General features: G+C 70.6%; 23 protein-coding genes. 11 read left to right on the top strand and 12 right to left on the bottom strand.

Features of this window, described 5'->3' with window-relative positions:
• Positions 1–60 precede the first annotated feature (60 nt).
• Positions 61–531 carry a hypothetical protein gene (locus MKK67_RS32065; protein ID WP_243973198.1) on the bottom strand — a complete coding sequence of 157 codons (471 nt, stop codon included), beginning with the start codon at positions 529–531 and terminating at the stop codon, positions 61–63.
• A gap of 231 nt (positions 532–762) precedes the next feature.
• Here MKK67_RS32065 and MKK67_RS32060 point away from each other — a divergent pair, with 231 nt between their 5' ends.
• From MKK67_RS32060 to MKK67_RS32035, 6 genes are all read left to right on the top strand, one after another.
• The gene (locus MKK67_RS32060; RefSeq protein ID WP_243973197.1) at positions 763–1,515 is read left to right on the top strand and encodes a 16S rRNA (uracil(1498)-N(3))-methyltransferase; all 753 of its coding nucleotides are present in this window, start codon (positions 763–765) and stop codon (positions 1,513–1,515) included.
• Between the two features lie 291 nt (positions 1,516–1,806).
• Positions 1,807–3,174, top strand: a complete 1,368-nt coding sequence (locus tag MKK67_RS32055; protein ID WP_243973196.1) for a glutamate--cysteine ligase — start codon at positions 1,807–1,809, stop codon at positions 3,172–3,174.
• Between the two features lie 103 nt (positions 3,175–3,277).
• Positions 3,278–3,676, top strand: a complete 399-nt coding sequence (locus MKK67_RS32050; protein WP_243973195.1) for a hypothetical protein — start codon at positions 3,278–3,280, stop codon at positions 3,674–3,676.
• A 214-nt stretch (positions 3,677–3,890) separates the two neighbouring features.
• On the top strand, positions 3,891–4,226 hold the full coding sequence (locus MKK67_RS32045) for a hypothetical protein (protein WP_243973193.1): 336 nt from the start codon (positions 3,891–3,893) through the stop codon (positions 4,224–4,226).
• 25 nt (positions 4,227–4,251) lie between these two features.
• Positions 4,252–4,509 (top strand): sulfurtransferase TusA family protein, encoded by a 258-nt coding sequence (locus MKK67_RS32040; RefSeq protein ID WP_243973191.1) that lies wholly within the window; start codon positions 4,252–4,254, stop codon positions 4,507–4,509.
• 38 nt (positions 4,510–4,547) lie between these two features.
• Positions 4,548–5,114, top strand: a complete 567-nt coding sequence (locus MKK67_RS32035; protein WP_243973190.1) for an NUDIX domain-containing protein — start codon at positions 4,548–4,550, stop codon at positions 5,112–5,114.
• 97 nt (positions 5,115–5,211) lie between these two features.
• Here the strand turns inward: MKK67_RS32035 and MKK67_RS32030 are convergent, their stop codons facing one another.
• From MKK67_RS32030 to MKK67_RS32000, 7 genes are all read right to left on the bottom strand, one after another.
• Positions 5,212–6,063: a WecB/TagA/CpsF family glycosyltransferase gene (locus MKK67_RS32030; protein WP_243973188.1), complete on the bottom strand. Its 852-nt coding sequence runs from the start codon at positions 6,061–6,063 to the stop codon at positions 5,212–5,214.
• Positions 6,056–7,543, bottom strand: coding sequence for a GumC family protein (locus MKK67_RS32025; protein WP_243973186.1), 1,488 nt, complete (start codon positions 7,541–7,543; stop codon positions 6,056–6,058). Before MKK67_RS32025 ends, MKK67_RS32030 begins: the two co-directional genes overlap by 8 nt.
• Before the next feature lie 283 nt (positions 7,544–7,826).
• Entirely contained in the window at positions 7,827–8,906 is a 1,080-nt protein-coding gene (locus MKK67_RS32020) for a glycosyltransferase (RefSeq protein WP_243973184.1), read from the bottom strand.
• Positions 8,903–10,888, bottom strand: coding sequence for a glycosyltransferase (locus MKK67_RS32015; RefSeq protein WP_243973182.1), 1,986 nt, complete (start codon positions 10,886–10,888; stop codon positions 8,903–8,905). The genes MKK67_RS32020 and MKK67_RS32015 overlap by 4 nt, the downstream gene beginning before the upstream one ends.
• Positions 10,889–10,967: 79 nt before the next feature.
• Positions 10,968–12,014: a selenide, water dikinase SelD gene (selD, locus tag MKK67_RS32010; RefSeq protein WP_243973180.1), complete on the bottom strand. Its 1,047-nt coding sequence runs from the start codon at positions 12,012–12,014 to the stop codon at positions 10,968–10,970.
• A gap of 44 nt (positions 12,015–12,058) precedes the next feature.
• Positions 12,059–12,778 (bottom strand): cytochrome c biogenesis CcdA family protein, encoded by a 720-nt coding sequence (locus MKK67_RS32005; RefSeq protein WP_243973178.1) that lies wholly within the window; start codon positions 12,776–12,778, stop codon positions 12,059–12,061.
• Between the two features lie 162 nt (positions 12,779–12,940).
• Positions 12,941–13,687 carry a glucose 1-dehydrogenase gene (locus MKK67_RS32000; RefSeq protein ID WP_243973176.1) on the bottom strand — a complete coding sequence of 249 codons (747 nt, stop codon included), beginning with the start codon at positions 13,685–13,687 and terminating at the stop codon, positions 12,941–12,943.
• Positions 13,688–13,794: 107 nt separating this feature from the next.
• Here MKK67_RS32000 and MKK67_RS31995 point away from each other — a divergent pair, with 107 nt between their 5' ends.
• The 4 genes from MKK67_RS31995 (at position 13,795) to MKK67_RS31980 (ending at position 15,426) form a co-directional block, all read left to right on the top strand.
• The gene (locus MKK67_RS31995) at positions 13,795–14,148 is read left to right on the top strand and encodes an ArsR/SmtB family transcription factor (protein WP_243973173.1); all 354 of its coding nucleotides are present in this window, start codon (positions 13,795–13,797) and stop codon (positions 14,146–14,148) included.
• Between the two features lie 68 nt (positions 14,149–14,216).
• Positions 14,217–14,726 (top strand): metallophosphoesterase, encoded by a 510-nt coding sequence (locus MKK67_RS31990; RefSeq protein ID WP_243973171.1) that lies wholly within the window; start codon positions 14,217–14,219, stop codon positions 14,724–14,726.
• 129 nt (positions 14,727–14,855) lie between these two features.
• Positions 14,856–15,197: a hypothetical protein gene (locus tag MKK67_RS31985; RefSeq protein WP_409568092.1), complete on the top strand. Its 342-nt coding sequence runs from the start codon at positions 14,856–14,858 to the stop codon at positions 15,195–15,197.
• An 88-nt stretch (positions 15,198–15,285) separates the two neighbouring features.
• Positions 15,286–15,426: a hypothetical protein gene (locus MKK67_RS31980; RefSeq protein WP_243973169.1), complete on the top strand. Its 141-nt coding sequence runs from the start codon at positions 15,286–15,288 to the stop codon at positions 15,424–15,426.
• A gap of 166 nt (positions 15,427–15,592) precedes the next feature.
• Here MKK67_RS31980 and MKK67_RS31975 read toward each other — a convergent pair whose 3' ends face one another.
• The 4 genes from MKK67_RS31975 to paoA form a co-directional block, all read right to left on the bottom strand.
• Positions 15,593–17,134, bottom strand: a complete 1,542-nt coding sequence (locus tag MKK67_RS31975) for an acyl-CoA synthetase (protein ID WP_243973167.1) — start codon at positions 17,132–17,134, stop codon at positions 15,593–15,595.
• Between the two features lie 95 nt (positions 17,135–17,229).
• A complete protein-coding gene (locus MKK67_RS31970) occupies positions 17,230–19,452 on the bottom strand; it encodes a xanthine dehydrogenase family protein molybdopterin-binding subunit (protein ID WP_243973165.1) in 2,223 nt (740 codons plus the stop codon).
• A gap of 121 nt (positions 19,453–19,573) precedes the next feature.
• Positions 19,574–20,548, bottom strand: a complete 975-nt coding sequence (locus MKK67_RS31965; protein WP_243973163.1) for an FAD binding domain-containing protein — start codon at positions 20,546–20,548, stop codon at positions 19,574–19,576.
• Positions 20,549–20,558: 10 nt separating this feature from the next.
• The gene (gene paoA, locus MKK67_RS31960) at positions 20,559–21,209 is read right to left on the bottom strand and encodes an aldehyde dehydrogenase iron-sulfur subunit PaoA (RefSeq protein WP_243973161.1); all 651 of its coding nucleotides are present in this window, start codon (positions 21,207–21,209) and stop codon (positions 20,559–20,561) included.
• A 205-nt stretch (positions 21,210–21,414) separates the two neighbouring features.
• Here paoA and MKK67_RS31955 point away from each other — a divergent pair, with 205 nt between their 5' ends.
• Positions 21,415–22,245 (top strand): aldo/keto reductase, encoded by an 831-nt coding sequence (locus tag MKK67_RS31955; protein ID WP_243973159.1) that lies wholly within the window; start codon positions 21,415–21,417, stop codon positions 22,243–22,245.
• Positions 22,246–22,347 lie beyond the last annotated feature (102 nt).

Here is a 22,347-nt window from a genome sequence, read left to right as displayed (position 1 = left end):
GCTCGCTCTACGCCATCGCAGAGAGGGATCCGCGCGGACCCGTGATCCTCTCAGACGATCTTACAATGCGCCCTGCGGCAGCTTGAAGCTGCCGGTCAAGCCCGGACCGCCGAGCAGGCCGCTGCTGGCGTTGTTCTGCGCCTGGACACGGGCCTGCGCCTCCATCTTGGTCGCCTGAGCCGCGACGCTGCAGATCTTGGTGCGGATGCCGCTGACCTTGAGGTGGTCGGCCTTGAAGCCCTCGGCGAAGGAATCCGGGATCGAGCACCATTCCTTGTTGGCGGTGATCCACTTCAGGCCCTCGGCGCCGTTGGACTGGAGCTTGCCGAACAGCGCGCAGGCTTCCTGCGGGGTCATCTTCTTCTTGCTGTTCGACGCCGCGTTGGCCCGGGAGACCAGCGCCTTGCGCTCGGCAAGGGTCTTCTGGATCGTCCCGCATTCCGGCGCCGCGCCCTGCGCGAAGGCCGCCGTTCCGAACAGCAGGCCGCCGACGAGCGCCGCCGCCCCCAAACTCAAGCTCCCGTGTGCCATCCTGCGACTCCCTCGACGCCGTGCCGGAGCCCGCGCACCGCCGGCTCCCCTTCGTTCCCCTGGGTTCGCCATAGGAATGTGGCGTCAATCGAGCGGCAAACCGGCGAGGCCATGCTGGTGTGGGGGAACCGCCAAAAACCGAGCTTCGTAACCTTTTCGCAACAGGTTTGCGGGCTGTGCGAGCCCGCGGTCCGCGTTGACAGCGCCATCCGACCGCGCGACCACCCGGCCATGCCGGCCTACGACTTCACCGCCCCACGCCTCTACGTCGAATCGGATCTCGACGCCGGTGTGGTCCTGCCCCTCGACCGGGCGCAGGCCAATTACCTCCTCAACGTCCTGCGCCGCGGCCCGGACGATCCCGTTCTGGTGTTCAACGGCCGGGATGGCGAGTGGCGCGCGCACCTCGTGCAGACCGGCCGGAAGGGCGCAGACCTCCACGTCGCCGAACGCACCCGCGCGCAGACGCCGCGCGCCGACCTGCACTACCTGTTCGCGCCCCTGAAAAGCGCGCGCCTGGATTACCTGGCCCAGAAGGCGGTGGAGATGGGCGCCGGGACGATCCGCCCGGTGATCACCCGGTACACGCAGGGCGAGCGGATCAACTTGGATCGCCTGCGCGCCAACGCCGTCGAGGCCGCCGAGCAATGCGGCATCCTGGCGATCCCGGATTGCCCCGAGCCGGAAAAACTCGGGCCGGCGCTCGCGGGTCTCGCGCCCGAGCGGGTGCTGGTGTTCTGTGACGAGGACGCCCCGGTGAGTGACCCGGTCCGGGCGCTCCGCGAGGCCGCCGATCCCGCAGCACCGCCGCCGCTCGCCGTCCTGGTCGGGCCGGAGGGCGGATTTTCCGAGGAGGAGCGGGCGGCGATCCGGGCGCGGCCCAACACCGTCGCCCTGTCCCTCGGGCCGCGCATCCTGCGGGCCGACACCGCCGCGGTGGCGGTGCTGACCCTGGTCCAGGCGGTGCTGGGCGACGCGCGCTGAGGGCAGGGCCCGCCGGAACCATGTGTGCCGGCGCACATGAGAGCGGCGGGCCCGGGGATTGTGCCGCCGAACCGGGGCGAACGGCCCCCGCGGTCCATGGCGCCGCGTTGTCGGTTCCCGGCGCCTCGATTATGTCCCAGGATGGATGTCGCCCGCGCCGCGCTCTTGGAGCCGACGCGGGTGTCCGTCCGGACTTCGCTCGCGGGCGGGGTTGAGCAGGACGGACGCGCCGGAGGTTTCCGGTGTGCTCCTATCCCAAGCGACGATTTCACAGGCACGGGCAGGCAGCGCATGGCGCGCGATAGCAACGACACCACGCCGCTCACCACGCGCGCCGAGCTGATCGAATGGTTCGCCGCCGGCGAGAAGCCGCGCGCGCAATTCGCCATCGGCACGGAGCACGAGAAGATCCCGTTCTATCGGGAGAGCCGCGAGCCGGTGCCCTATGACGGCGAGCGCGGCATCCGCGCCCTGCTGGAGGGGCTGGCCCGCGAGACCGGCTGGGAGCCGATCCTCGATCTGGGCAACATCATCGGCCTGTCGGCCGAGGAAGGCGGGGCGATCTCGATCGAGCCGGGCGGCCAGTTCGAGTTGTCCGGGGCGGCGCTGCCGGACGTGCACGGCACCGCGGCCGAACTCGCGGCCCATCTCGCGGCGACGAAGCGGGCGGCCGAGTCCCTCGATATCGGCTTCCTGACGCTCGGCATGAGCCCGCGCTGGCGGCGGGACGAGACCCCGGTCATGCCCAAGAGCCGCTACAAGATCATGGCCGGCTACATGCCGAAGGTCGGCTCGCTCGGCCTCGACATGATGCTGCGCACCGCGACCGTGCAGGTGAATCTCGACTTCGCCTCCGAGGCCGACATGGTGCGCAAGATGCGCGCCTCCCTGGCGCTCCAGCCGGTGGCGACGGCCCTGTTCGCCAATTCACCCTTCACCGATGGGCGGCCCAACGGCTTCCTGTCCCGCCGCTCCGAGATCTGGCGCGACACCGATCCCCACCGCACCGGCATGCTGCCCTTCGCGTTCGAATCCGGCTTCGGCTACGAGGCCTATGTCGACTGGCTGCTCGACATGCCGATGTATTTCGTCAAGCGCGGCGACATCTACCACGACGTGTCGGGCGCCTCGTTCCGCGACCTGATGGCCGGTAAGCTGGCGCAACTCCCGGGCGAGTACGCCACGGTCGCCGACTGGGCCAACCACGCCTCCACGGCCTTCCCGGAGGTGCGGCTCAAGCGGTTCCTGGAGATGCGCGGCGCCGATGTCGGCGATCCCGGCATGATCGCGGCCCAGGCCGCGTTCTGGGCCGGGCTGCTCTACGACGAGGCAGCGCTGGACGCCGCCCTCGACCTGGTGAAGGGCTGGAATCAAGCCAACCGGGAGGCCGCCCGGGCGACCGCGCCGCGCCTCGGGCTCGCCACCCCGGTCGCCAACACCACCCTGGGGGCGGTGGCCGCCGAAGCCCTCGCCATCGCCCGCTCGGGCCTGCGCGCCCGGGCCCGCCGCGACGCCGAGGGCCGCGACGAGACCATTTACCTCCAGCCCCTCGAGGCGATCGTCACGGCCGGGCGCACCCGGGCCGACGATCTGCTCGCGGATTACGAGGGCCGCTGGGGCGCCTGCGTGCGCCCGGCCTTCACGGAATGCGTGTTCTGACGCGTCGATCCGGGGCGCCGTGCGGCCGCGCACCGTGGCCTGGAACGAAGTGCGATACCTGACAGTTCACACGCCGATCGTTCAGCGCGTGGAGGAGGTGTCCATGTCTCGCATCACCACATCCGTCGTCGCCGGCGCCTCGGCCCTGGCCATGATCGCCGGTTCGTTCACCGCTGCCGAGGCGGCCCCGCTGCCGGCGCAGAGCGCTGTGCAGGTCGGCGGCCAGAACGCCACGGTGGACACTGTCGGTTGGCGCCGCGGCTATTATGGCGGCTACGGCTACCGCCGCGGCTATGGCGGCCGGGTCGCTGGCGCCGTCGCGGCCGGTGCCGCCCTCGGCATCATCGGCGGTGCGCTCGCGGCCAGCGCCGCCCCCCGCTACGGCTATTACGGCGGCTACGGCTACCCGGCCTATGGCTACGCCCCGGTCGGCGGCTACGCCTATCCGGCCTACGGCTATGCCCCCGCTCCCGCCTACGGCTATTACGATTACGGCTGGTAAGCCTTGATCCGGACTGCATAAAAACTCCCGGCCTCCATGAGGCCGGGAGTTTTTGGTTGCGGACTTTCGGGGGCTGCCGCGGGTAGGGCCAGCGATCCGCCGCATCTTAGACGTGCGCCGCAAGCTTCGTACAAGGCCGGCAGGGCTATCCTGCCGCCGGCCACGCTATCGGATCCCTCCGAGGCCGAATCGCCTTGTCGAGGAGACCGCCGCCATGACCCGCTTCACCGCCGCTCTCGTGGCCGGCATCGCAGCCTTCGTGACCGCCGGCAGCGTCTGCTCCGCGGCGGATCTCGGCCCGTATCGCGCCCCACGCGCCGCACCGGTCGGACGCCCGGCCGTGGGGGCTGGGATCGCCGCCGAGGCGCGGGTGGTCCGGCCGGAATACAGCTATTACGGCGAGTACGGCTATCCGGTGCCGTTCGGCTACGGCTACGCCTACGCGCCGACCCCGGGCCGCAACATGGAATACGGCTATTACGGCCCAACCTATTATGTGTTCGCGCCGGATAGCTATCACGGCCCGCTGTTCGGCTATCACGAGTGGTAGAGAGGCCGGCTCGGGAGCCCTTCGTTTGCTGGATGATGAGGCGGACTGCGTCGAACTCGACCTCACGGGGCTGAAATGCCCGCTCCCGGTCCTGCGCACCCGCAAGGCCCTGCGGGTGCTCGCCGCCGGGCGGGTGCTTGTGGTCATCTGCACCGATCCGATGGCGATGATCGACATCCCCAACCTCGTCCGAGAGGAGGGCGCCCAGCTCGATTCGGCTGAGCGGAGCGGCGATCGCCTGTGCTTCCGCATGAGAGCCTCCGTGAAGCCGCCGCATTCCTGAGCGATCGGTCCCGTTCCCAGAGATGAGGCGGAGACGGCATGGCACCGCGGATCGGGGGCGTGCGCCTCGTGCACGAGGGGTGGGCCCGGTACCTCGTGGCCGAGGTGATGCAGGACGACGGCACGCGCATCACCCGCGAGATGGAAGATCATGGCCGGGCCGTCGCGGTCCTGCCCTACGATCCGGTGCGGCGGGTCGCGACGCTGGTCTCGCAGTTCCGGGCGCCGGTGCTGTATTCCGGCGGGCCGCCGAGCCATGTCGAGGTGCCGGCGGGCCTGCTCGACGACGGCGCCCCCGAGGACGAGGTGCGGCGCGAGGCCATCGAGGAGACGGGGCTGCGCCTCGGCGCGCTCGATCTCGTGGCCAGCGCCTGGACCATGCCAGGCATCTCCACCGAGCGGATGGACCTGTTCCTGGCGGCCTACGCGGAGTCGGACCGCACGGGCGCCGGCGGAGGCCTCGCCGCCGAGGGCGAGGCGGTGGCGGTCCACGAGATCCCGCTCGCGGAGTTGGTGGCGATGACCCGCCGCGGGGCACTCACCGACATGAAGTCGCTGCTGCTGCTATTCGCACTGCAATTGCGGCGGCCGGAACTGTTTGCGTAGCTCGCCGGCGACGCCTTGGAATGACGGAATACGCCTCTCGCCGTCATTGCGAGCGTGGACGGGATGAAACGGGTGCACCGGGCGCCGGCCCGCCCCCTCAATCCCGCCGTCCCGAAGCCCGGTCCCGCACGGCGATGCCGATGAAGCGCCAGGATTCGATGAAGTAGCGGCGAAACAGCCGCCGCGGGGCGCAGAGGAAGCGGAAGACCCATTCGAGGCCCAGTCGCTGCATCAGCCAGGGGGCGCGGGGCAGGCAGCCCGCCGCCACTGAGAGCGCGTCGCCGACGCAGAACACCACCGGGTTGCCGAGCGCCCGGCCCCGGCGGTCGACCCAGATCTCCGATTTCGGGGCGCCGACGCCCATCACCAGCAGGGTGGTGCCGTGGGCGCGGATCCGCTCGGCCAGGGCGCGGCCGTAGGATTCGTCGTCCTCGAAGCCGAAGGGCGGCACTGCGCTCGCCACCGCGCCGTCCGGGAGCCCGGCAGCCTGGAGGCGGGTGGTCAGCGTGTCGGCGGCGTCCTGGCGGGCGGCGACGAAGAACACCCGGCGGGCGAAGGGCGGCGGGTCGGCCAGGATGCAGGCCAGGAGGTCGTGGCCGGTGATCCGCACGGCCGGCCGGCCGCTGGCCGCCCGGGCGAGCCAGACCAGTGGCATCCCGTCGAGGGTCCGGGCTGCGGCGCGCGTGTAGGCGCCCCGGAAATCCGCATCCTCGGCGAGCTGGACGACGTGGTCGACATTGGCGGTGACGATCGTCCGCGGCCCGTCCGCGTACCGCGCCGCCACGGAGTCCACGATCGCCGCCGCTGTGCCGGTGTGGAAGCTGTAGCCGAACAGCCGGACGGTCGTGGACGGCACCGACACCGCGCCCGCGGTGGACGGCTCCGGGGCAGCCTGGTCGAGCCAGGCCGCCGCGGGATCGACCGGGACCGGGGCCTCGACCTCACGCATCGGCGGCCCGGAAGCTGGTCCCGGGACGGATGGCGGCGCGGCGGACCCGCCGGCGGTCGCTGTCGGCGCCGAGCGCCAGCGCGATGGCGCCGCCGAGCAGCAGGCCGAGCACCAGGGCCACCGGCAGCACGATCTTCGGCGAGGGCGGGAAGGTCCGCTGGCGGGCGGGGGTCGCCACCGAGATGATCCGAACGTTGGTCGTGTTAAGCCGCTCCTGCTCGCTCGCCTCGCGGGCGCGCTTCAAATAGGCCTCGTAGACGCCCCGGCGGGCCTCGAGGGTGCGCTCCAGCTCGCGCAGGCCGACATAGGCGCGGTCGCTGCTCACGGTCTCGGTCTTCACCCGGTCGAGATTGGTCCGGATCGCCGTCTCGCTGGCCGCGGCCCGGTCGTAATCCTTCTGGGTCGTGTCGATGATCCGCTCCTTCTCGCGCTGGATCAGGCGCTGAAGGTCGCGCTGCTGGGCGTATTGCTCGGCCATGGCCGGGTGGCGCTCGCCGAGCCGGGTGGCGAGCTCGGCGGTGTTGCGCGAGAGCGTGGCGTATTGCTGCCGCAGCGCCTGCATCTCCAGGGATTGCAGCATCTCCGGCAGGGCCGTGCTCGGGTCCGAGGTGCGCATCTTACGGGCCTGGTCTAGGCGCGACTTCGCCTCCGCGGTCTTGATCGAGGCGGTGACGAGCTGCTGGTTCAGGTCGCCGAGCTGCTGATCGGTGAGCAGGCGGCCGCTCGAGGCCACGAGCTTGTGGGCCTCGCGGTAGCGGACCACCTCGCCCTCGGCCTGCTCGACATCGCGCTTCAGGTTGCCGAGCCGTCCGGTCAGCGCGTCGAAGGCGCGCCGGGCGGTGTCGGTGCGGGCGGCGCTCTCCTCGGCGAAGTAGGCGTCGCCGATGGCGTTGGCGATCCTGGCGGCCTTCTCGGGATCGCGCGACTGGACGGATACGTCGATCACGAAGGTCCGCTCGGCCCGGCGGACGCTGAGCTTGGTCTGGAGCGTGTCGAGGGCGATGTTGACCGGGTCGCGGCTCGCGGCCGGGGGCAGCATGCCGAGCGCCCCCTTGATCCAGGCCAGCGTCGGGTTGTTGCCGTCCGGCAGCACGAACTCGTCGTCCTGGTCGAGATGCAGGGTGGCGATCACCCGGCGCAGGACGTTGTCCGACTGGATCACCCGCACCTGGCTCTCCGCGATGGAGACGCCGCTATCGGCCTGGGGCTGGCGGGCGTTGACGTCGTTCTCGACCACCCGCAGGTCGCTCGGATCGACCAGCACCTGGATCGCCGAGGTGTAGCGCGGCGGGATCAGGCCGAGCAGCGCCACCGCGACCGCCACCATGAACAGGGCGCCCAGCACGATGAACCCGCTGCCCCGCCACAGGCGGCGCAGGATCACGCGCGCCTCCGGCCGGCTCTCCTGACGGGGCTCGACCTGCGGCAGCACCATGCGGATCGGCTGCTCACCACTCATGCGCGTCGAGAAGTCGAACATGCGCCACGCTCCCTGACCTGTCGGAGTGCGGCCGGTGCCGCCCTCCACCGCACTCCTGCGCCCGTCCCCGTTCCGGTCACCTCCGTGCCGATCCGGGACAGGGCCTCGACCGAGGCGGTGTTGTCTCCGACACGGCAGCAATCGGCATACCGAACCAGTACTCTCGCCTTGAACCAGACCCTACAGATGGATTCCTGTAGATCTTGCTTACAGAACTAGGGCGCTCTGTCACGATTTTGTGGCACCAACAGGCCTGGAATTGTTGGGGACTACGTAAACGGATTCACGCGAGAATCGTCGCACCCGGCGCCGCGTAGGCCGCGGACTCGCCCGCGAGAAAGTGTTGGAAGCGCGCCCGGTCCTCGGCCGCCGCATCGTTCCAGCGCCCGACGTTGTCGCGACTGGCCGCGGCGGCCCGGGCCAGGCCGTTTCCGCCGATCCAGGCCGTGAGCGCGGCGGCGGCGGCCTCGAGCGCCTCGGGGCGGATCAGCAGGCCGGACGTGCCCAGCACCTCACGGAAGACCGGCGCATCCGGGGCCACCACCGGCAGGCCGCCATGCTGGACCTCCAGCAGCGGCAGGCCGAGCCCCTCGGCCTTCGAGGTCGAGAGCAACAGGTGGCAGGAGCCGGCGAGATCCCGCAGCTCCGCGTCGGACAGATAGCCGTAGCGGTGCAGGAACGGCGGCGGGGCGTCCAGGAAGGCGTGGCGGCCCCAGCCGACCCGGCCGACCAGATGCAGCTCTGCCGGCATACCGGCGCGGTTGAGCGCGGCCGTCAGCGCGAGGGCGGCCGGGTAATCCTTGCGCGGCTCGATCGTGCCGATCGCCAGCATCCGCAACGGCGCACCCGGGTCGTAGGGAGCCGGTCCCGGTAGGCCGCCGAGACCGAAGGCGTCGCGCACGGACGGGCGCAGCAGGGCGACCCGGGCCCTGGGCGCGCAGACGGCCCGCACGGCCGCGCCGGTGGTGCGGCTGTTGACGAACAGGTTCGGGCACCAGCGCAGCGCCCGGGCAAAGCTCGGGCTCATGTAGAGCCGGCTCTTCAGGCTCAGATCCTCCGGCCGGTCGAGCAGGAAGGTGTCGTGGACGTAGAACAGGCAGCGCTCGGCCGCGATCGCGCAGAGCGGCCCCGGCGGGAAGCCCGGGAACAGGAACAGCGCGTCCCGGTCCCGCAGCGCCCGCAGCGGAAGGCCGAGTTGTTGCTCGCCGATCATCCCGGGCAGCGAGCCGCTGGTGACCGGGCGGATCTCGTGCGGCGCCAGCCGGTCGGGGGCGAACAGGTCGAGGGTGATCCGCTCGATTCCGGTGACGTGGGCGCGCAGGTGGGTCTGGTCGAGATAGATCCGCTTGGTGCCGGGCTTCACGGCACGCTCCGCCGCAGGGTGCCGGCGAGGTACAGGCAGCGGCGCACGAACAGCGGCATGCGCCGGCCGAGCACCAATTGTTTCGCCCGCCGCAGCCGCCGCACCAGCGGCCGCGACGCCGCCGGCACCGTGCCGCTGGCGCCGGGCTGAAGCCGGGCCGCGAAGGGGAAATGGCCGAGCATGGCGGGGGCGAAGCTCGGGCGCGCGGTGTCTGAGAGGAGCCCGCGATCCCGAAACAGACCATCGAGCGATAGGGCGGCGGCGGCCGGGCTGTGGCGGCTCTCCAGGGCGATCCGTGCGAAGGCGCCGAGCCGTGCCCGGGCGTCCGCATCCTCCACCAGCTCGGTGAGCGCCCGCGCCAGGGCGCCGGGCTTCACCGGCACGAGGCGGCCGGATACGCCGTCGATCACCGCGGAGGTCAGGCCGGAGGTGCGGTAGGCGAGCGTCGGCACGCCGCACAGGCCGGCCTCGATCGGGGTCTGGCCGAGGGTCTCGTGGCGGCTCGCGGTGACGTGGAGGTCGCAGGCACCGTACCAGGCTGCCAGGGTCGCCTCGTCGGCGATCAGCCCCGGGGCGAACAGGTTCGGCACGCCGAGCCGTGCCGGATCGTCGAGCCGGCCGATCGCCACGACGCCGACCCCCGGCTGCGCCACAGCTCGGAGCGCGGCGCGCAGATCCGCAAACCCCTTGTCGGGTCCGTCGACGATCACCGCCGAGATGAGGATCAGCACGTCGCCTTCCGGCAGGCCGAGGCGGCGACGCAGTTCGGCGCGGTCGCCCGGCCGAAAGGTCGCCGTCGGGAAGGCCAGCCGGATTTGTCTCGCCGGGGTGTCGGACGGGGCCAGCTCCTGCGCGCGGGCCAGCGTCCAGTCGGAATTCGCCAGCAGCCACGGTCCGGCGGGACCGGCCAGCACGGCGCGCTTGCGGGCATGCATCCCGGCGATCCGCCCGGGGGCGAGTTGCGGATACTCGTCCGGCCCCGGGCAGGCGGCATCGCAGCCGGTGGCAGCCCGGGTGCAGTCGCGCGGGTGGCAGCAGCGGCCGGTGAGCGGGAACAGGTCGTGCAGCACGAGCGCCACCGGGCCGCGTCGGGCGAGCCGCCCGACCACGTCGAGGCTGCGGGTGGCGCCGTGCAGGTTGCCGGCCAGCACGAGGTCCGGCGAAGCAGCTTCGATCTCCGCCTCGGCCTGCGGAAACACGTCGGTCCATTCGGCGGCTTCCGGCCTGTCGCTCAGCGCCACGCCCGTCACGCGATGGCCGGCCAGCGCCAGCGCCTCGGCGAGCCGCCTTTGCGCGACACCGGCGCCGCCCTGGGTGCCGGTGCCGGTGAGGGAGACGATCGACAGGCTCTCCGGCGCCGCCGCCGGCGCCTCGTTCACGCGCTGAAGCAGGACCGGGCGGCCGATGCGTCCGCGGTCGGAAACCGGCAGCGCCGACCAAGTGGCGGACGCGTCCAGGCGTCCCTCGGCATCGAGGATTGCATGGGCCCGAAGGGCGTCACGCATCCAAAGCACCTCGCCGCCGGTGAACGGCACGCCGCCCGACGCGTCGGAAGCCGTGAGCCCCGGGATGTCCAATCCCAAAACCGTGTCGGCGAACAGAACCCGGAGACCGGCGACCGCCGCCGCGCCGATCAGGGCGGCCTCCAGGGCCAGGGCGGTGAGGGCACCGGGGGCCAGGAGATCGCCCGGGCGCAGCCACAGCAGGGCGTCGCAACCGGGCTTGCCCAGAACTTTTTGGATATGCGCGCGCGCGAGTTCTGGCGGTACGAGGTCGTGCCGGAGCTCCGGGTAATCCTGGCGCAGGACCGAGGCGGTGGTGCCGCCCGCATCCGCGCCGGGCGTCATCACGGTGACGATGCGGATTCGCGGCCACGGGCGTCCATCCGGCAGCGCGGCCGGCCGGGCCGCTCCTGGGGCGGCGGGTCCGAACGGCCAGCCGGCGACGCCGTGGGCGGGTGGTGAGGGTGCGGCGGTGGTCAAAGTCGGTTCGCGGGTCGGGCGGGACCGGCACTCTGCGCGCGAAGGATGAAAAAGATTGCCGCGCGGGGCCCGCGCGTCATCAGCCGTCGACGCGGATGCGGGCCGGGCCGGCCGCCATCCGGCCGATCCGGGTCGCCGCCGCGTAGCCGGCCTCCCGGATGCGCGCGAGCACCGCATCCGCCTGGGCCGCCGCGCAGGTCACCAGCAGGCCGCCGGAGGTCTGCGGGTCGGTGAGCAGGTGGCGGCGCCAATCGGGAAAACCCGCCGGCAGATCGACCTCGGCCCCGAAGGCGTTCCAGTTGCGGTGCGAGGCGCCGGTGACGAAGCCCTCCTGAACCAGCGCCCCGGCGCGGGGCAGGAACGGCAGCGCGCCGGCCTCGAGCGCGAAGGTCAGCCCGGCGCCGCGGGCGATCTCGAGACCGTGGCCCAGGATGCCGAAGCCGGTCACGTCTGTGAGCGCATGGACCGCCGGCTCGGCGGCCAGGGCGATGCCGATCGTGTTGAGCCGGGTTGTGGTGGCAACGAAGTCGCGGTAGCCGGCCTCGTCCAGCGCTCCCCGCTTGATCGCCGCGGAATAGACCCCGACGCCCAGCGGCTTCGTGAGGATCACCGCATCCCCGGCCAGCGCGTCGGCGTTGCGCCGTACGGCCTCCCGGCGGCAGGTGCCGATCACCGCCAGGCCATAGATCGGCTCCGGCGTGTCGATGGAATGGCCGCCCGCCACCGGGATCCCGGCCTCGGCGCATTTTTCCGCGCCGCCGCGCAGGATCCGGGCGACTACGTCGGGTTCGATCTTGCCCACCGGCATGCCGAGGATCGCCAGGGCGAAGATCGGCTTTCCGCCCATGGCGTAGACGTCCGAGATCGCGTTGGTCGCGGCGATCCGGCCGAAATCGACGGGATCGTCCACCATCGGGGTGAAGAAGTCGGTGGTGGCGATCACGCAGGTGCCGTCGTCGAGTTCCCAGACCGCCGCGTCGTCGGAGGTCTCGTTGCCGACGAGCAACCGCTCGAACGGGCCGGCAGCCGGCTGCTCGGCGAGCAGACGGCGCAAAATCGCCGGGTCGAGCTTGCAGCCGCAGCCGCCGCCATGGGCGAGACTGGTCAGACGGGGGGCGTCGGTCATCGTTGGGCTCCGTTCCGGCCAAAGCCGCCGAAGCGGCTCCCAAATCAGTACCGCGTGGTCACCGCATTGAGCCAGTCCGGCGAGGCGGCGACCGCGGCAGCCTCGACGCGCTTGTCGGTGCCGGTGAGGATCAAGAGGCCGAGCACCACCATGACGGCCCCCAGGGCGGCCTTGACGCCCTTGCCGGCCGTCGCGAGCCCGCCCCGCCAGCGCATCAGCGCCTCCCGGGAGACGAAGCCGAGCAGCATCAGCGGCGCGGCGGCGCCGATCCCGAAGGCCAGCATCGTCAGGGCGACGCTCCCGAGATGCTCCCCCCGTGCCGCCAGCAGCGAGGCAGCCCCCAGGGTCGGCCCGACGCAGGGACTCCAGGCCGCGCCGAGCAGCAGGCCGACGCCGAACTGGCCGGACAGGCCCCCGGACCGAAAGCCGCCGAACCGGTCTTCCGCCCAGGCCCCCACCGGCCCGGCGGCGGTGGCGACCTGCGCCTGGAGCCGCGGCAGCATCAGCACCAGACCAAGGATCATCAGCAGCACTGCCCCGGCGCTGCGAAACACGTCGCCGTCGAGCCCGATAGAGAAGCCGATCGTCGCCACGAACAGCCCGATGGCGGTGAAGGACACGGCCAGGCCCAGCGCCAGCGCCACCGGCCCGAGGCGATGCTCGGAGGCCGCGGTCCCGAGCACGATCGGCACCAGCGGCAGCACGCAAGGCGAGAGCACCGACAGGAGCCCCGCCAGAAACGCGAACCCGATCGTTCCCAGCATCGCTGCGCTCTCCCCGCCGGTTCATTTTTGTAGGTCGGCAGGCTTCGCGCCGGCGGGCGCGGGCGTCAACCGGGCGCATCGTCCGGCCAGCCCGCGCCCCTCCGCGTCGCCAGACCCACGCGGACGCCTCGATGGCAGCCCGCGGGGGCGCGCCTCACGGCGTCAGCGGATGCCGCCGCTGGCGGTGATCACCTCGCCGGTCAGCCAGCGGGCCTCATCGGAGGCGAGGAAGGCGACGACCCCGGCGATATCGTCCGGCTGGCCGGCGCGGCCAAGCGGCGTCTGCGCGACGAAGCTGGTCTCCATGTCGGAGCCGACGACGCCGGCCGTATGCGTCCCCTCGGTCACCACGAAGCCCGGGCTGACGGTGTTGACGCGAATCTTCCGGGGCGCCAGCTCGTTGGCGAGGACGCCCGAGACCGCGTTCAGGGCCCCCTTGGTCCCGGCATAGACCGCCGCGTTCGGCGTATGCACGTGGGTGATGGCCGAGGAGATGTTGATGATGGTGCCGCCCTCGCCGAGATGTTTTGCGGCCGCCTGGCTCGCCAGCAGGACGCCGAGCACGTTGACGTCGAAGAGTCGGCGATAATGCGCCTCGGTGATCTCTTCGAGCGCCGCGAATTCGTAGACGCCGGAATTGTTGACCAGCACGTCGAGCCGGCCGAACTGCTTGACCGCCGCGTCGATCAACCCTTGTGCCTGTGAGGCCTTGGACACGTCCCCCTGGACCGCGACGGCCCGGCCGCCGGCAGCGGTGATGGCTTCGACGACGGCATCTGCCCCGGACTTGCTCGACGCATAATTGACCACGACCGCCGCGCCCTCTTTCGCCAATCCCTTGGCGATGGCGGCTCCGATCCCCTTCGACGCACCGGTCACCACGGCGACCTTTCCTGCGAGCTTCGACATGTGTGCTAACCTCTGGCTGGGATCGGCTCCAGGATGACAGCCTTGCTCCCATAGTTCGGAAATTCGGAACTAACGAAGCGCGGTTCAAGCCCCTAGATACGGAAATCATGAGGCCGTTCGTTCACCCCGCCATCGAGGACATCCAACCCGAGGCGATCCTGCACGCCCTGTCCGACCCGAACCGTGCGGCGATCTTCGCCAAGATCATGACGGCCGGCTGCGTCGAGGCCTGCTCGGCCGTCTCCGCCTTGGGGGACCGGGTCATCCCGAAATCGTCGCTGTCCACGCACTTCAAGGTGCTCCGCGAGGCCGGGTTGATCCGGAGCGAGCGCCACGGCGTCGAGATGCGGAACCATTCGCGGTGGGACGAGGTGGAGGCCCGCTTCCCCGGCCTGCTGGCCGCGATCATCAACGCCTACGCGGCGGAAGCCGGCGCCGGTCTCTGCCGGTTCGGTGCGTGATTGCCGGACCGGCGATCCAGGCATCCGGCGACCACAGGGGCGGGTCGAACACCGCACGGAGCGAACGCGTGGCCATCTTCTTCACGGGCGACACCCATTTCGGCGACCCGCGCGCCCTGCGCTTCGACCATCGCCCCTATCCGGATCTCGACGCCCACGATGCCGGCCTGATCGCCGCCTGGAACGGCGCGGTGGCCCCGGGCGACACGGTCTGGCACCTGGGCGATTTCGCCCTCGGCCCGAGCGGGGCGCGGATCCGCGAGATCCTCGACGGGCTCAACGGCGAGAAGCACCTGATCGTCGGCAACAACGATGGGCCCGACACGCTCCAGGCCCCCGGCTGGGCCTCGGTGCGCCACTACGCCGAACTGCTGGTCGAGGATCGGATGGTGGTGCTCTGCCACTACGCGTTCCGCACCTGGAACGGGATGGGCAAGGGCGCCCTCAACCTGCACGGGCATAGCCACGGCAAGCTCAAGCCGATGCCGAAGCAGTACGATGTCGGCGTCGATCCGATGGGGCCGGCCCCGGTCGGCCTCTCAGCAATCCTCACCTCGCGCCTCCGCCGGAAGGCGTAGTCGGGCCGGAACCTTCACAGCAGCTTCACCGTTTCAGCGGACAGAGAGGGGATGGATGCGCTCCACCCCCGAGACACCCGCCACCCCCGTCCGCGGGGCTGCACCAGAAACCGATCCGCGAGTCAGCCCGTGAGTGCCCGTTCGGCCTCTCTGCTCCCTTCTGGCCTCGCCAAAACGGCCCTGGCCGGAGCCTTCGCGATCCTCGCTCTGACCTCCTCGGCGCTGGCCCTGCCGGCGTGCCTGGAGGCCCAGCGCAAGGTCGACGAGGCCAATGCCCTGCGCTTCCAGGCGCGCCAGGAGGCGCGTTTGGGCAATCACGACCGCGTCTGCGACACGCTGGACGAGGTCGGTGACCGCTACGACGACGCCCGCGACGCCTTCGAGCGCTGCGGCGAGGGCGTGGTGGCCATCGACCTGCGCAGCGAGCTGCGCGGCCTCCGCATCGCCAAGAAAATCAACCGCTGCGACTGACCGGGTGCGCCCGCGCACCTCGGCCGTTCACGCCCCGCATCATCATCCCCACACAAGCGACGTACGTCGCCGACAAGGTTATGCGCCGATGACCACCGCCCTGCTGTCGTCCGACATCGAAGCGCCCGCCGCCAACCGCACCGGCCCGTCCTTCGCGGCTGCCCTGTGCGGGTTCATCAGCACCACCGTCGCCACGACGATGCTGCTCGTGCTGATCGGGACGCTCTGATCGGGGCTGCGATATGGCGCGTCTCATCTCTTGACGCATGCCCTGTCGAACCGCGGATGATCCGCATCGGGGCGTGTGAAGTTCCATAACCCGTAGAGGGAGAGGGCACCTCGCCTCTTCCGAGCCAACTTGAAACCGCTCAGCCCGCCGAGGCGACGATCGTCATTTACCCCACCGCCTCGACCAGCCGCTTGCGCTGCACCTTGCCGTTGGCGGTTCGGGGTAGGGCGTCGAGAAAGCGGATCTCCCGCGGGCGCTTATAGGCGGCGAGCCGACTCTCGCACCAAGTGAGCAGGTCGGCCGCGTCGGGATCGGCGCCGGGTTGGAGCACGACGAAGCCGCAGATGACCGAGACGTCGGCGCGCACCGGTAGCTCGGCCACCCCGACCTCCGCCACGGAGGGGTGGGCGGAGAGCACGACCTCGACCTCGTTTGGCGAGACCCGGTAGCCCATGGCCTTCATTAGGTCGTTGTTGCGGCCCTCGAACCAGACGTAGCCCTCGGCATCGAGCCGGGCGAGGTCGCCGCCGACGAACCAGTCGCCGCGCATCACCTCGGCCTCCTCGTCGGGCCGGTTCCAGTAGCCGAGCATCAGCGCCGGCTCCGAGCGGTGGACGGCCAGAAGTCCGGTCTCTCCGGCCGGGAGTGGCTGGGGCGGACCCTCCACCGGCAGGATCGCCACGCGCCGCCCAGGCTGCGGCCGGCCCGGGGAGCCCGGGCGGACCGGGATGGTCGGGCCGCTGGAGATGTAGGTTGAGATCTCGCTCATCCCGAGCGCCTCGTAGAGCGGCTTGCCCGTGGCCCGAGTCCAGGCTTCCAGCAGCTCCACCGACAAGGGCTCGCCCGCGGTGCAGCCGTGGCGCAGGCTCGACAGGTCGTGGCGTTCGAGGGCGCCGTATTTGAGGATCTGGCGGTAGAGGGTCGGGACCGCGGCGAACAGGGTGGCGCCGTATTCCGCGATCAGGCGCGGCCAGACCGTCGGGTCGCGGGGGCCGTTGTAGAGCACCGCTGTGGCGCCCACCGACCACGGGTCGCTCAGGCCGACGCCCAGCGTATAGGTCCAGTTCATGGTTCCGGCATGGAGAATCACGTCGGATTCGGTGAGCCCGATCCAGTGCGCGACCATCGGCCAGCGGCCGAAGGCGGCCCGGTGGGCGTGCAGCACGCCCTTGGGGCGGCTGGTGGTGCCGGAGGTGTAGATCAGCATCGCCGGGTCGTCGGCGGCGGTGTCGGCATAGTCGGGCAGCGGCGGGCCGGCCTTCAGGGCGGCGATGGCGGCGGCGTCGAGCAGGAGGCGGGTGCCCAGGCCCTCGGGCGGGACCGTGCAGCCGTCGCCGACTACGATGGCCGCCGCACCGGAATTCTCCATCAGGAACGCGGCCTCGCCCTCGGTCAGCTGCGGCGAGGACGGCAATGCCACCAAGCCCGCCGCCAGGGCGCCGAAATAGACCAGGACGTAATCGGCCTCGTTGCCCATCCGGATCATCACCCGGTCGCCGGGCTTCAGCCCGAGCCCGAGCAGGCCCGCCGCGATGCTCCGCACCGCCCGGTCGACCGAGGCGAAGCTGAGCCGGCTCGCGGTGCCGTCGCCGACCAGGACCAGGGCGGTCTTGTCGGGGCGCAGCCGCGCGTTCTCGGCCAGGCAGTACCGAGCCGCGTTGAAGCGGGCCGGCGGTTGGCGATCGTGGAGCCGGAGGGCGTCGGACAAAGGGCGTTCCCCGTGGTTTAGGGTTTTGCCCGGGTGTCCCGCATCGGCGCCGTGCCCGTCAACCGTGGGTAAGGCGGGCGCCGATGCGATGCGCGTCAGGTCCGGCGCTGGGCCTGGCCCTCCTGCTCCTCGAAACCCTTGAGCACCTTGTCGAGGGTCATCGGGTATTCGCGGATCCGGATGCCGGTGGCGTTGTGGATAGCGTTGGCGAGAGACGCCCCGGCGCCGCAGATGCCGAGCTCGCCCAGCCCCTTGCTCTTCAACGGATTCGACTTGTCGTCGAGCTCCGGCAGGAACACGGCGTCCATCACCGGAATGTCGGCATGGACCGGCACATGGTACTCGGCCATGTCGTGGTTGACGAAGAAGCTGTAGCGCGGATCGATCACCGCATCCTCCATCAGCGCCGCCCCGACGCCGAAGGTCATGCCGCCGATCGCCTGGCTCCGCGCGGTCTTCGCATTGAGGATCCGGCCGCCGGTGAAGACGCCCAGCATTCTCCGAAGCCTGATCTCGCCGGTGTCGGCGTCGACGCCGACCTCCGCGAAGTGGGCACCGTAGGAATACTGCGAGAATTTTTCCTTCATCTCCCCCGGCTTGATCTCGCCGGACGCCTCCAGCCCGGTTCCGGCCAAATCCTTGAGCGACTCGGTGCGGTTCCCCGACGTCACCGCCCCGTCCCGGAAGGTCGCGCCCTCCGGGTTGAGGTCGCCGGCCTTCAGCAGCACCTGCCGGAGGTTGTCGCAGGCGACGTAGAGGGCAGAGCCCGCCGAGCCGGCGCCGAATGAGCCGCCGGATCCCGCTGCGAACGGGAAGTCGGTGTCGCCCATCTCGACGCGCACCCGCTCCATCGGAAGCCCCAGCATCTCGCCAGCGATCTGGGTGAGGATCGTGTAGGTGCCGGTGCCGGGATCGGTCATCGCCATGCGGACCACCAGCACCCCGTCCGGGCCAAGCCGCACCTTGGCGGAGGACGGCATCAGCGGGTTGAGCCGGGCGGCCGCCGACATGCCCATGCCGACGAGCCAGTTGCCCTCGCGGCGGCTGCCTGCCGCCTGGCGCTTGTCCCAGCCGAACAGGCGGGCGCCCTCGCGCATGCAGGGTACGAGCTGGCGCGTGGAGAACGGCACCTTCTTCTCGGGATCCTCGGCGGGCTCGTTGCGCACCCGCAGCTCGATCGGATCGATCTTCAAGTGCTCGGCCAGCTCGTCCATGGCGCATTCGAAAGCGAGCTGACCCACGGCCTCGCCCGGCGCGCGCATCGATGACGCGATCGGCATGTTCAGGTTGACAAGCCGGTGGCGCGTCACCCGGTTCTGCGCCGCGTAGAGCGAGCGGGTGACGTTGGCCGAGGTCTCGAAGAAGCCGTCGCCCTCGGCGGTGTCGGACCAGGATTCATGGCTGATCGCCGAGAGCTTTCCGTCCTTGTCCGCCCCGAGCCGGATCCGCTGGACCGTGTCGGTGCGGTGGGTCGCGACGTGGAATTCCTGCTGCCGGGTCATCGCGACCTTCACGGGCCGCTGAATCACCTTGGAGGCCAGGATCGCCAGGGTCGCTTCGGGCTGGACCTGCAGCTTCGCCCCGAAGCCGCCGCCGATATAGGGGCTGACGATCCGCACCTTCTCGGGGGCCAGCTTGAGCACGGAGCCCAGGGCCTTCTGGCCGCGGTTCGGCATCTGGTTGGCGGAGTACAGGACCACGCCGTCGCCCTCCCAGGAGGCGATGGTGGCGTGCGGCTCCATCTGGGCGTGGATCTGCGGCGGCGTCGTGTACTCGACATCGAGCTTCACGGGCGCTGCGGAAAAGGCCGCGTCGAAGTCGCCGAGCTTGGAATCCGGCGGCGAGTTGATCGGCTTCGGCTCATAGGCCGCCGCCATGTTGTCCTTGAGCAGGGCCTTGGGCTTGGCCGCGTCGTAGCGGACCTTCACCAGCATCGCGGCGGCCCGGGCCTGCTCGAAGGTCTCGGCCACCACGAAGGCCACGGGCTGCCCGTAGAACTTGATCTCCTTGCCCTGGAGCTGCGGCCAGACCTGCTCCTTCTTCTCGCCCTGCTCGGGTACGTTCTCGTGGGTCAGGACCAGGATCGTCCCCGGGGCCCGGCGGGCGGCCTCGGCGTCGATCGCCTGGATCGTCCCGGCCGCGATGGAAGCCGACACGATGAACCCGTAGGCCGGGTTCTTCAGCGCCTTGGTCTCGTAGGCGTAGGGCGCGTGCCCGGTGACCTTCAACGGGCCTTCGACGCGGTCCAGCGGCTTGCCGACGAGCCCGTCGGGCCGGTCGTCGAGGGGTGTCCGGCCGATCGGCTGGTTCATCTCCATGGGATTGGTCCTTGCTGGATTTCGGCAAGCGTGCAGCGGCCTACCGCTGCACGCTTGCCTAAGCTTTTGATTGCTCGCAGGTTTTTGACGGAAAACCGGATACCACTTTTCCTAAACCTGCTTAGGCACGGGTCGCCTGCGCCATGACGGCGCGCAGGGTCCGCCGCGTCAGCGGGATCTTGAAGTCGTTGGCGCCGTAGCCGCGGGCGCCCTTCAGGGCGGCATCGGCGGCGGCATCGGCGGAGCCGGTCCGCATCAGCGCCTCCTCGGCCTCGGCCACACGCCAGGGCTTGTGCGCCAGGCCGCCGAAGGCGAGCCGCGCCGTGGTCGGCTTGCCGCCCTCGGCGCCCGCGATCACTGCGGCCACCGACACGGTGGCGAAGGCGTAGGAGGCCCGGTCACGGACCTTGCGGTAGATGTGCTGGCCGGCCACCGGCTTGGGCAGCGTTACCGCGGTAATGATCTCGCCCTTGCGCAGGTCTGTCTCGATCTGCGGCGTGTCGCCCGGCAGCCGGTGGAAGTCGGCGATCGGGATGCTGCGCGCCTGGCCGGCCGGATCGATGGTCTCGACGGTGGCGTCGAGCACCCGCATCGCGACGTTCATGTCGGACGGGTTGGTGGCGATGCAGGCGTCACTCGTGCCGAGCACTGCCATGATCCGGTTGAACCCACCGATCGCCGCGCAGCCCGAGCCGGGCTCGCGCTTGTTGCAGGGCATCGCGGTGTCGTAAAAATAGTAGCAGCGCGTCCGCTGAAGCAGGTTGCCGGCGGTGGTCGCCTTGTTGCGCAACTGGCCCGAGGCGCCGGCGAGCAGCGCCTTCGCCAGAACCGCGTAATCCTTGCGCACCCGCGGGTCGGCGGCGAGATCGGAATTGCGCACCAGGGCGCCGATCCGCAGGCCGCCCTCCGGCGTCGCCTCGAGCTTGTCGAGGGGCAGGCGGTTGACGTCGATCAGCGTCGCTGGGGTCTCGATCTGGAGCTTCATCAGGTCGAGCAGGTTGGTGCCGCCGGCGATGAACTTGGCGTTCGGCCGCTCGGCCGCGAGCTTGGCCGCATCCTGCACGGTGGCGGGACGCTCGTAGGTAAAAGCCTTCATGTCCGCCCCCTCAGAGGTTGCTGGCGGCGGTATCGCGGATCGCCGCGACGATGTTCGGATAGGCGCTGCAGCGGCAGATGTTGCCGCTCATCCGCTCGCGGATCTCGGCATCGCTAAGGCTCGGGGTCGCGGCGATGTCCTCGGTCACGGCGCTCGGCCATCCGGCCTTGGCCTCGCTCAGCATGCCCACCGACGAGCAGATCTGGCCGGGGGTGCAGTAGCCGCACTGGAAGCCGTCATGCTCCAGGAAGGCCGCCTGCATCGGGTGGAGGTTGTCGCCAAAGGCCAGGCCCTCGATCGTGGTGATGGCGTCGCCCTCGTGCATGGCGGCGAGCGTCAGGCAGGCATTGATCCGCCGGCCGTCCACCAGGACCGTGCAGGCGCCGCACTGGCCGTGGTCGCAGCCCTTCTTGGTGCCGGTGAGCGCGAGGTTCTCGCGCAGGGCGTCCAGCAAAGTCGTGCGCGTGTCGAGAACCAAGTCACGCGGCTGGCCGTTGATCGTGAGCCGCACCGGCATGGTCTGCGGAGCGGGATCGCCGGGCGCTGCGGCTGCGGGGGCCGGCCGGAGGCCGAGGGCGCCCAGCGCGCCCGCCACCGTGCAGCCTTCCACGACGGCGCGGCGCGTCAGGGCGAAGGGCTTGGTCGAAGTCTCGTCTGTCATACTGCTATCCCGCCCATGCGCGACGCTCGACGGCGTGGCGCAGCCTGGAATTCAATGTCCCAACTCCAGCATTCGCGGATTAGATCCGGTCCAGACTGCGCCTCTTCACCGCGGGTTCACAGCTGATCCGCGTCGTTCCGGCCTGGGTTGACGGTGCATCCGAACCCCATGAGCCTGTGGGAATAGATTCACCGGAGTCTTCAGAATGGCCGTCACCGTCCCGACCCTGCCCCTCAACGACGGGCGCCGCATCCCGCAGATCGGTTTCGGCTGCTGGCAGCTCTCGGATGCGCAGGCGCCCGACCTCGTCGGCCACGCGCTCAAGGCCGGCTACCGCCTGATCGACACCGCCGCCGCCTACGGCAACGAGGAGGGCGTCGGCCGCGGCATCCGCGAGGCGGGAGTGCCGCGCGAGGAGGTGTTCCTCACCACCAAGCTCTGGAACGACCGCCAGGGCCGCGACGCCACCCGTCAGGCCTTCGACGAGAGCCTGAAGCGCCTCGGGCAGGATTATGTCGACCTCTACCTGATCCACTGGCCGTGCCCGCAGCGGCGCCTGTTCGCGGAGAGCTGGCGCACGATGATCCAGCTCCGCGACGAGGGCCGCGCGAAGTCGATCGGCGTCTCGAATTTCACGCCGGAGCACATCGCTACGCTGGTGGCTGAGACCGGCGTGACCCCCGCCGTGAACCAGATCGAGCTGCACCCGCATTTCCAGCGTGCGGAGCCGCGGGCCGACGATGCCCGTCACGGGATCGTGACCGAATCCTGGAGCCCGCTGGGCCAGGGCAAGGAGCTGAACGACCCGGTGATCGTCGCCATCGCCAAGTCCCACGGCAAGAGTCCGGCCCAGGTGGTGCTGCGCTGGCAGGTGCAGATCGGCTGCGTGGCGATCCCGAAGACCGCGCGACCCGAGCGCATCGTCGAGAACGTCTCGGTGTTCGACTTCACCCTCAGCGACGCCGAGATGGCGCAGATCGCCGCCCTCGACCGGCCGGACGGGCGAATCGGGCCGGACCCGGCGACCTTCTGCTGAGCGAGCGGCCTTCGGCGGCGCAGCATAACACCGCGTCGCAAAAGATTTATGCTCAAGGCTAGCATATCTAGACAGACGGGTCCGGCGCCCATAAGTTAGACG

The sequence above is a fragment of the Methylobacterium sp. J-072 genome, from assembly GCF_022829425.1.
Lineage (GTDB): Bacteria > Pseudomonadota > Alphaproteobacteria > Rhizobiales > Beijerinckiaceae > Methylobacterium.
Note: the sequence above shows the minus strand (reverse complement) of the source record. Positions and strands in the feature narration are given on the sequence as shown.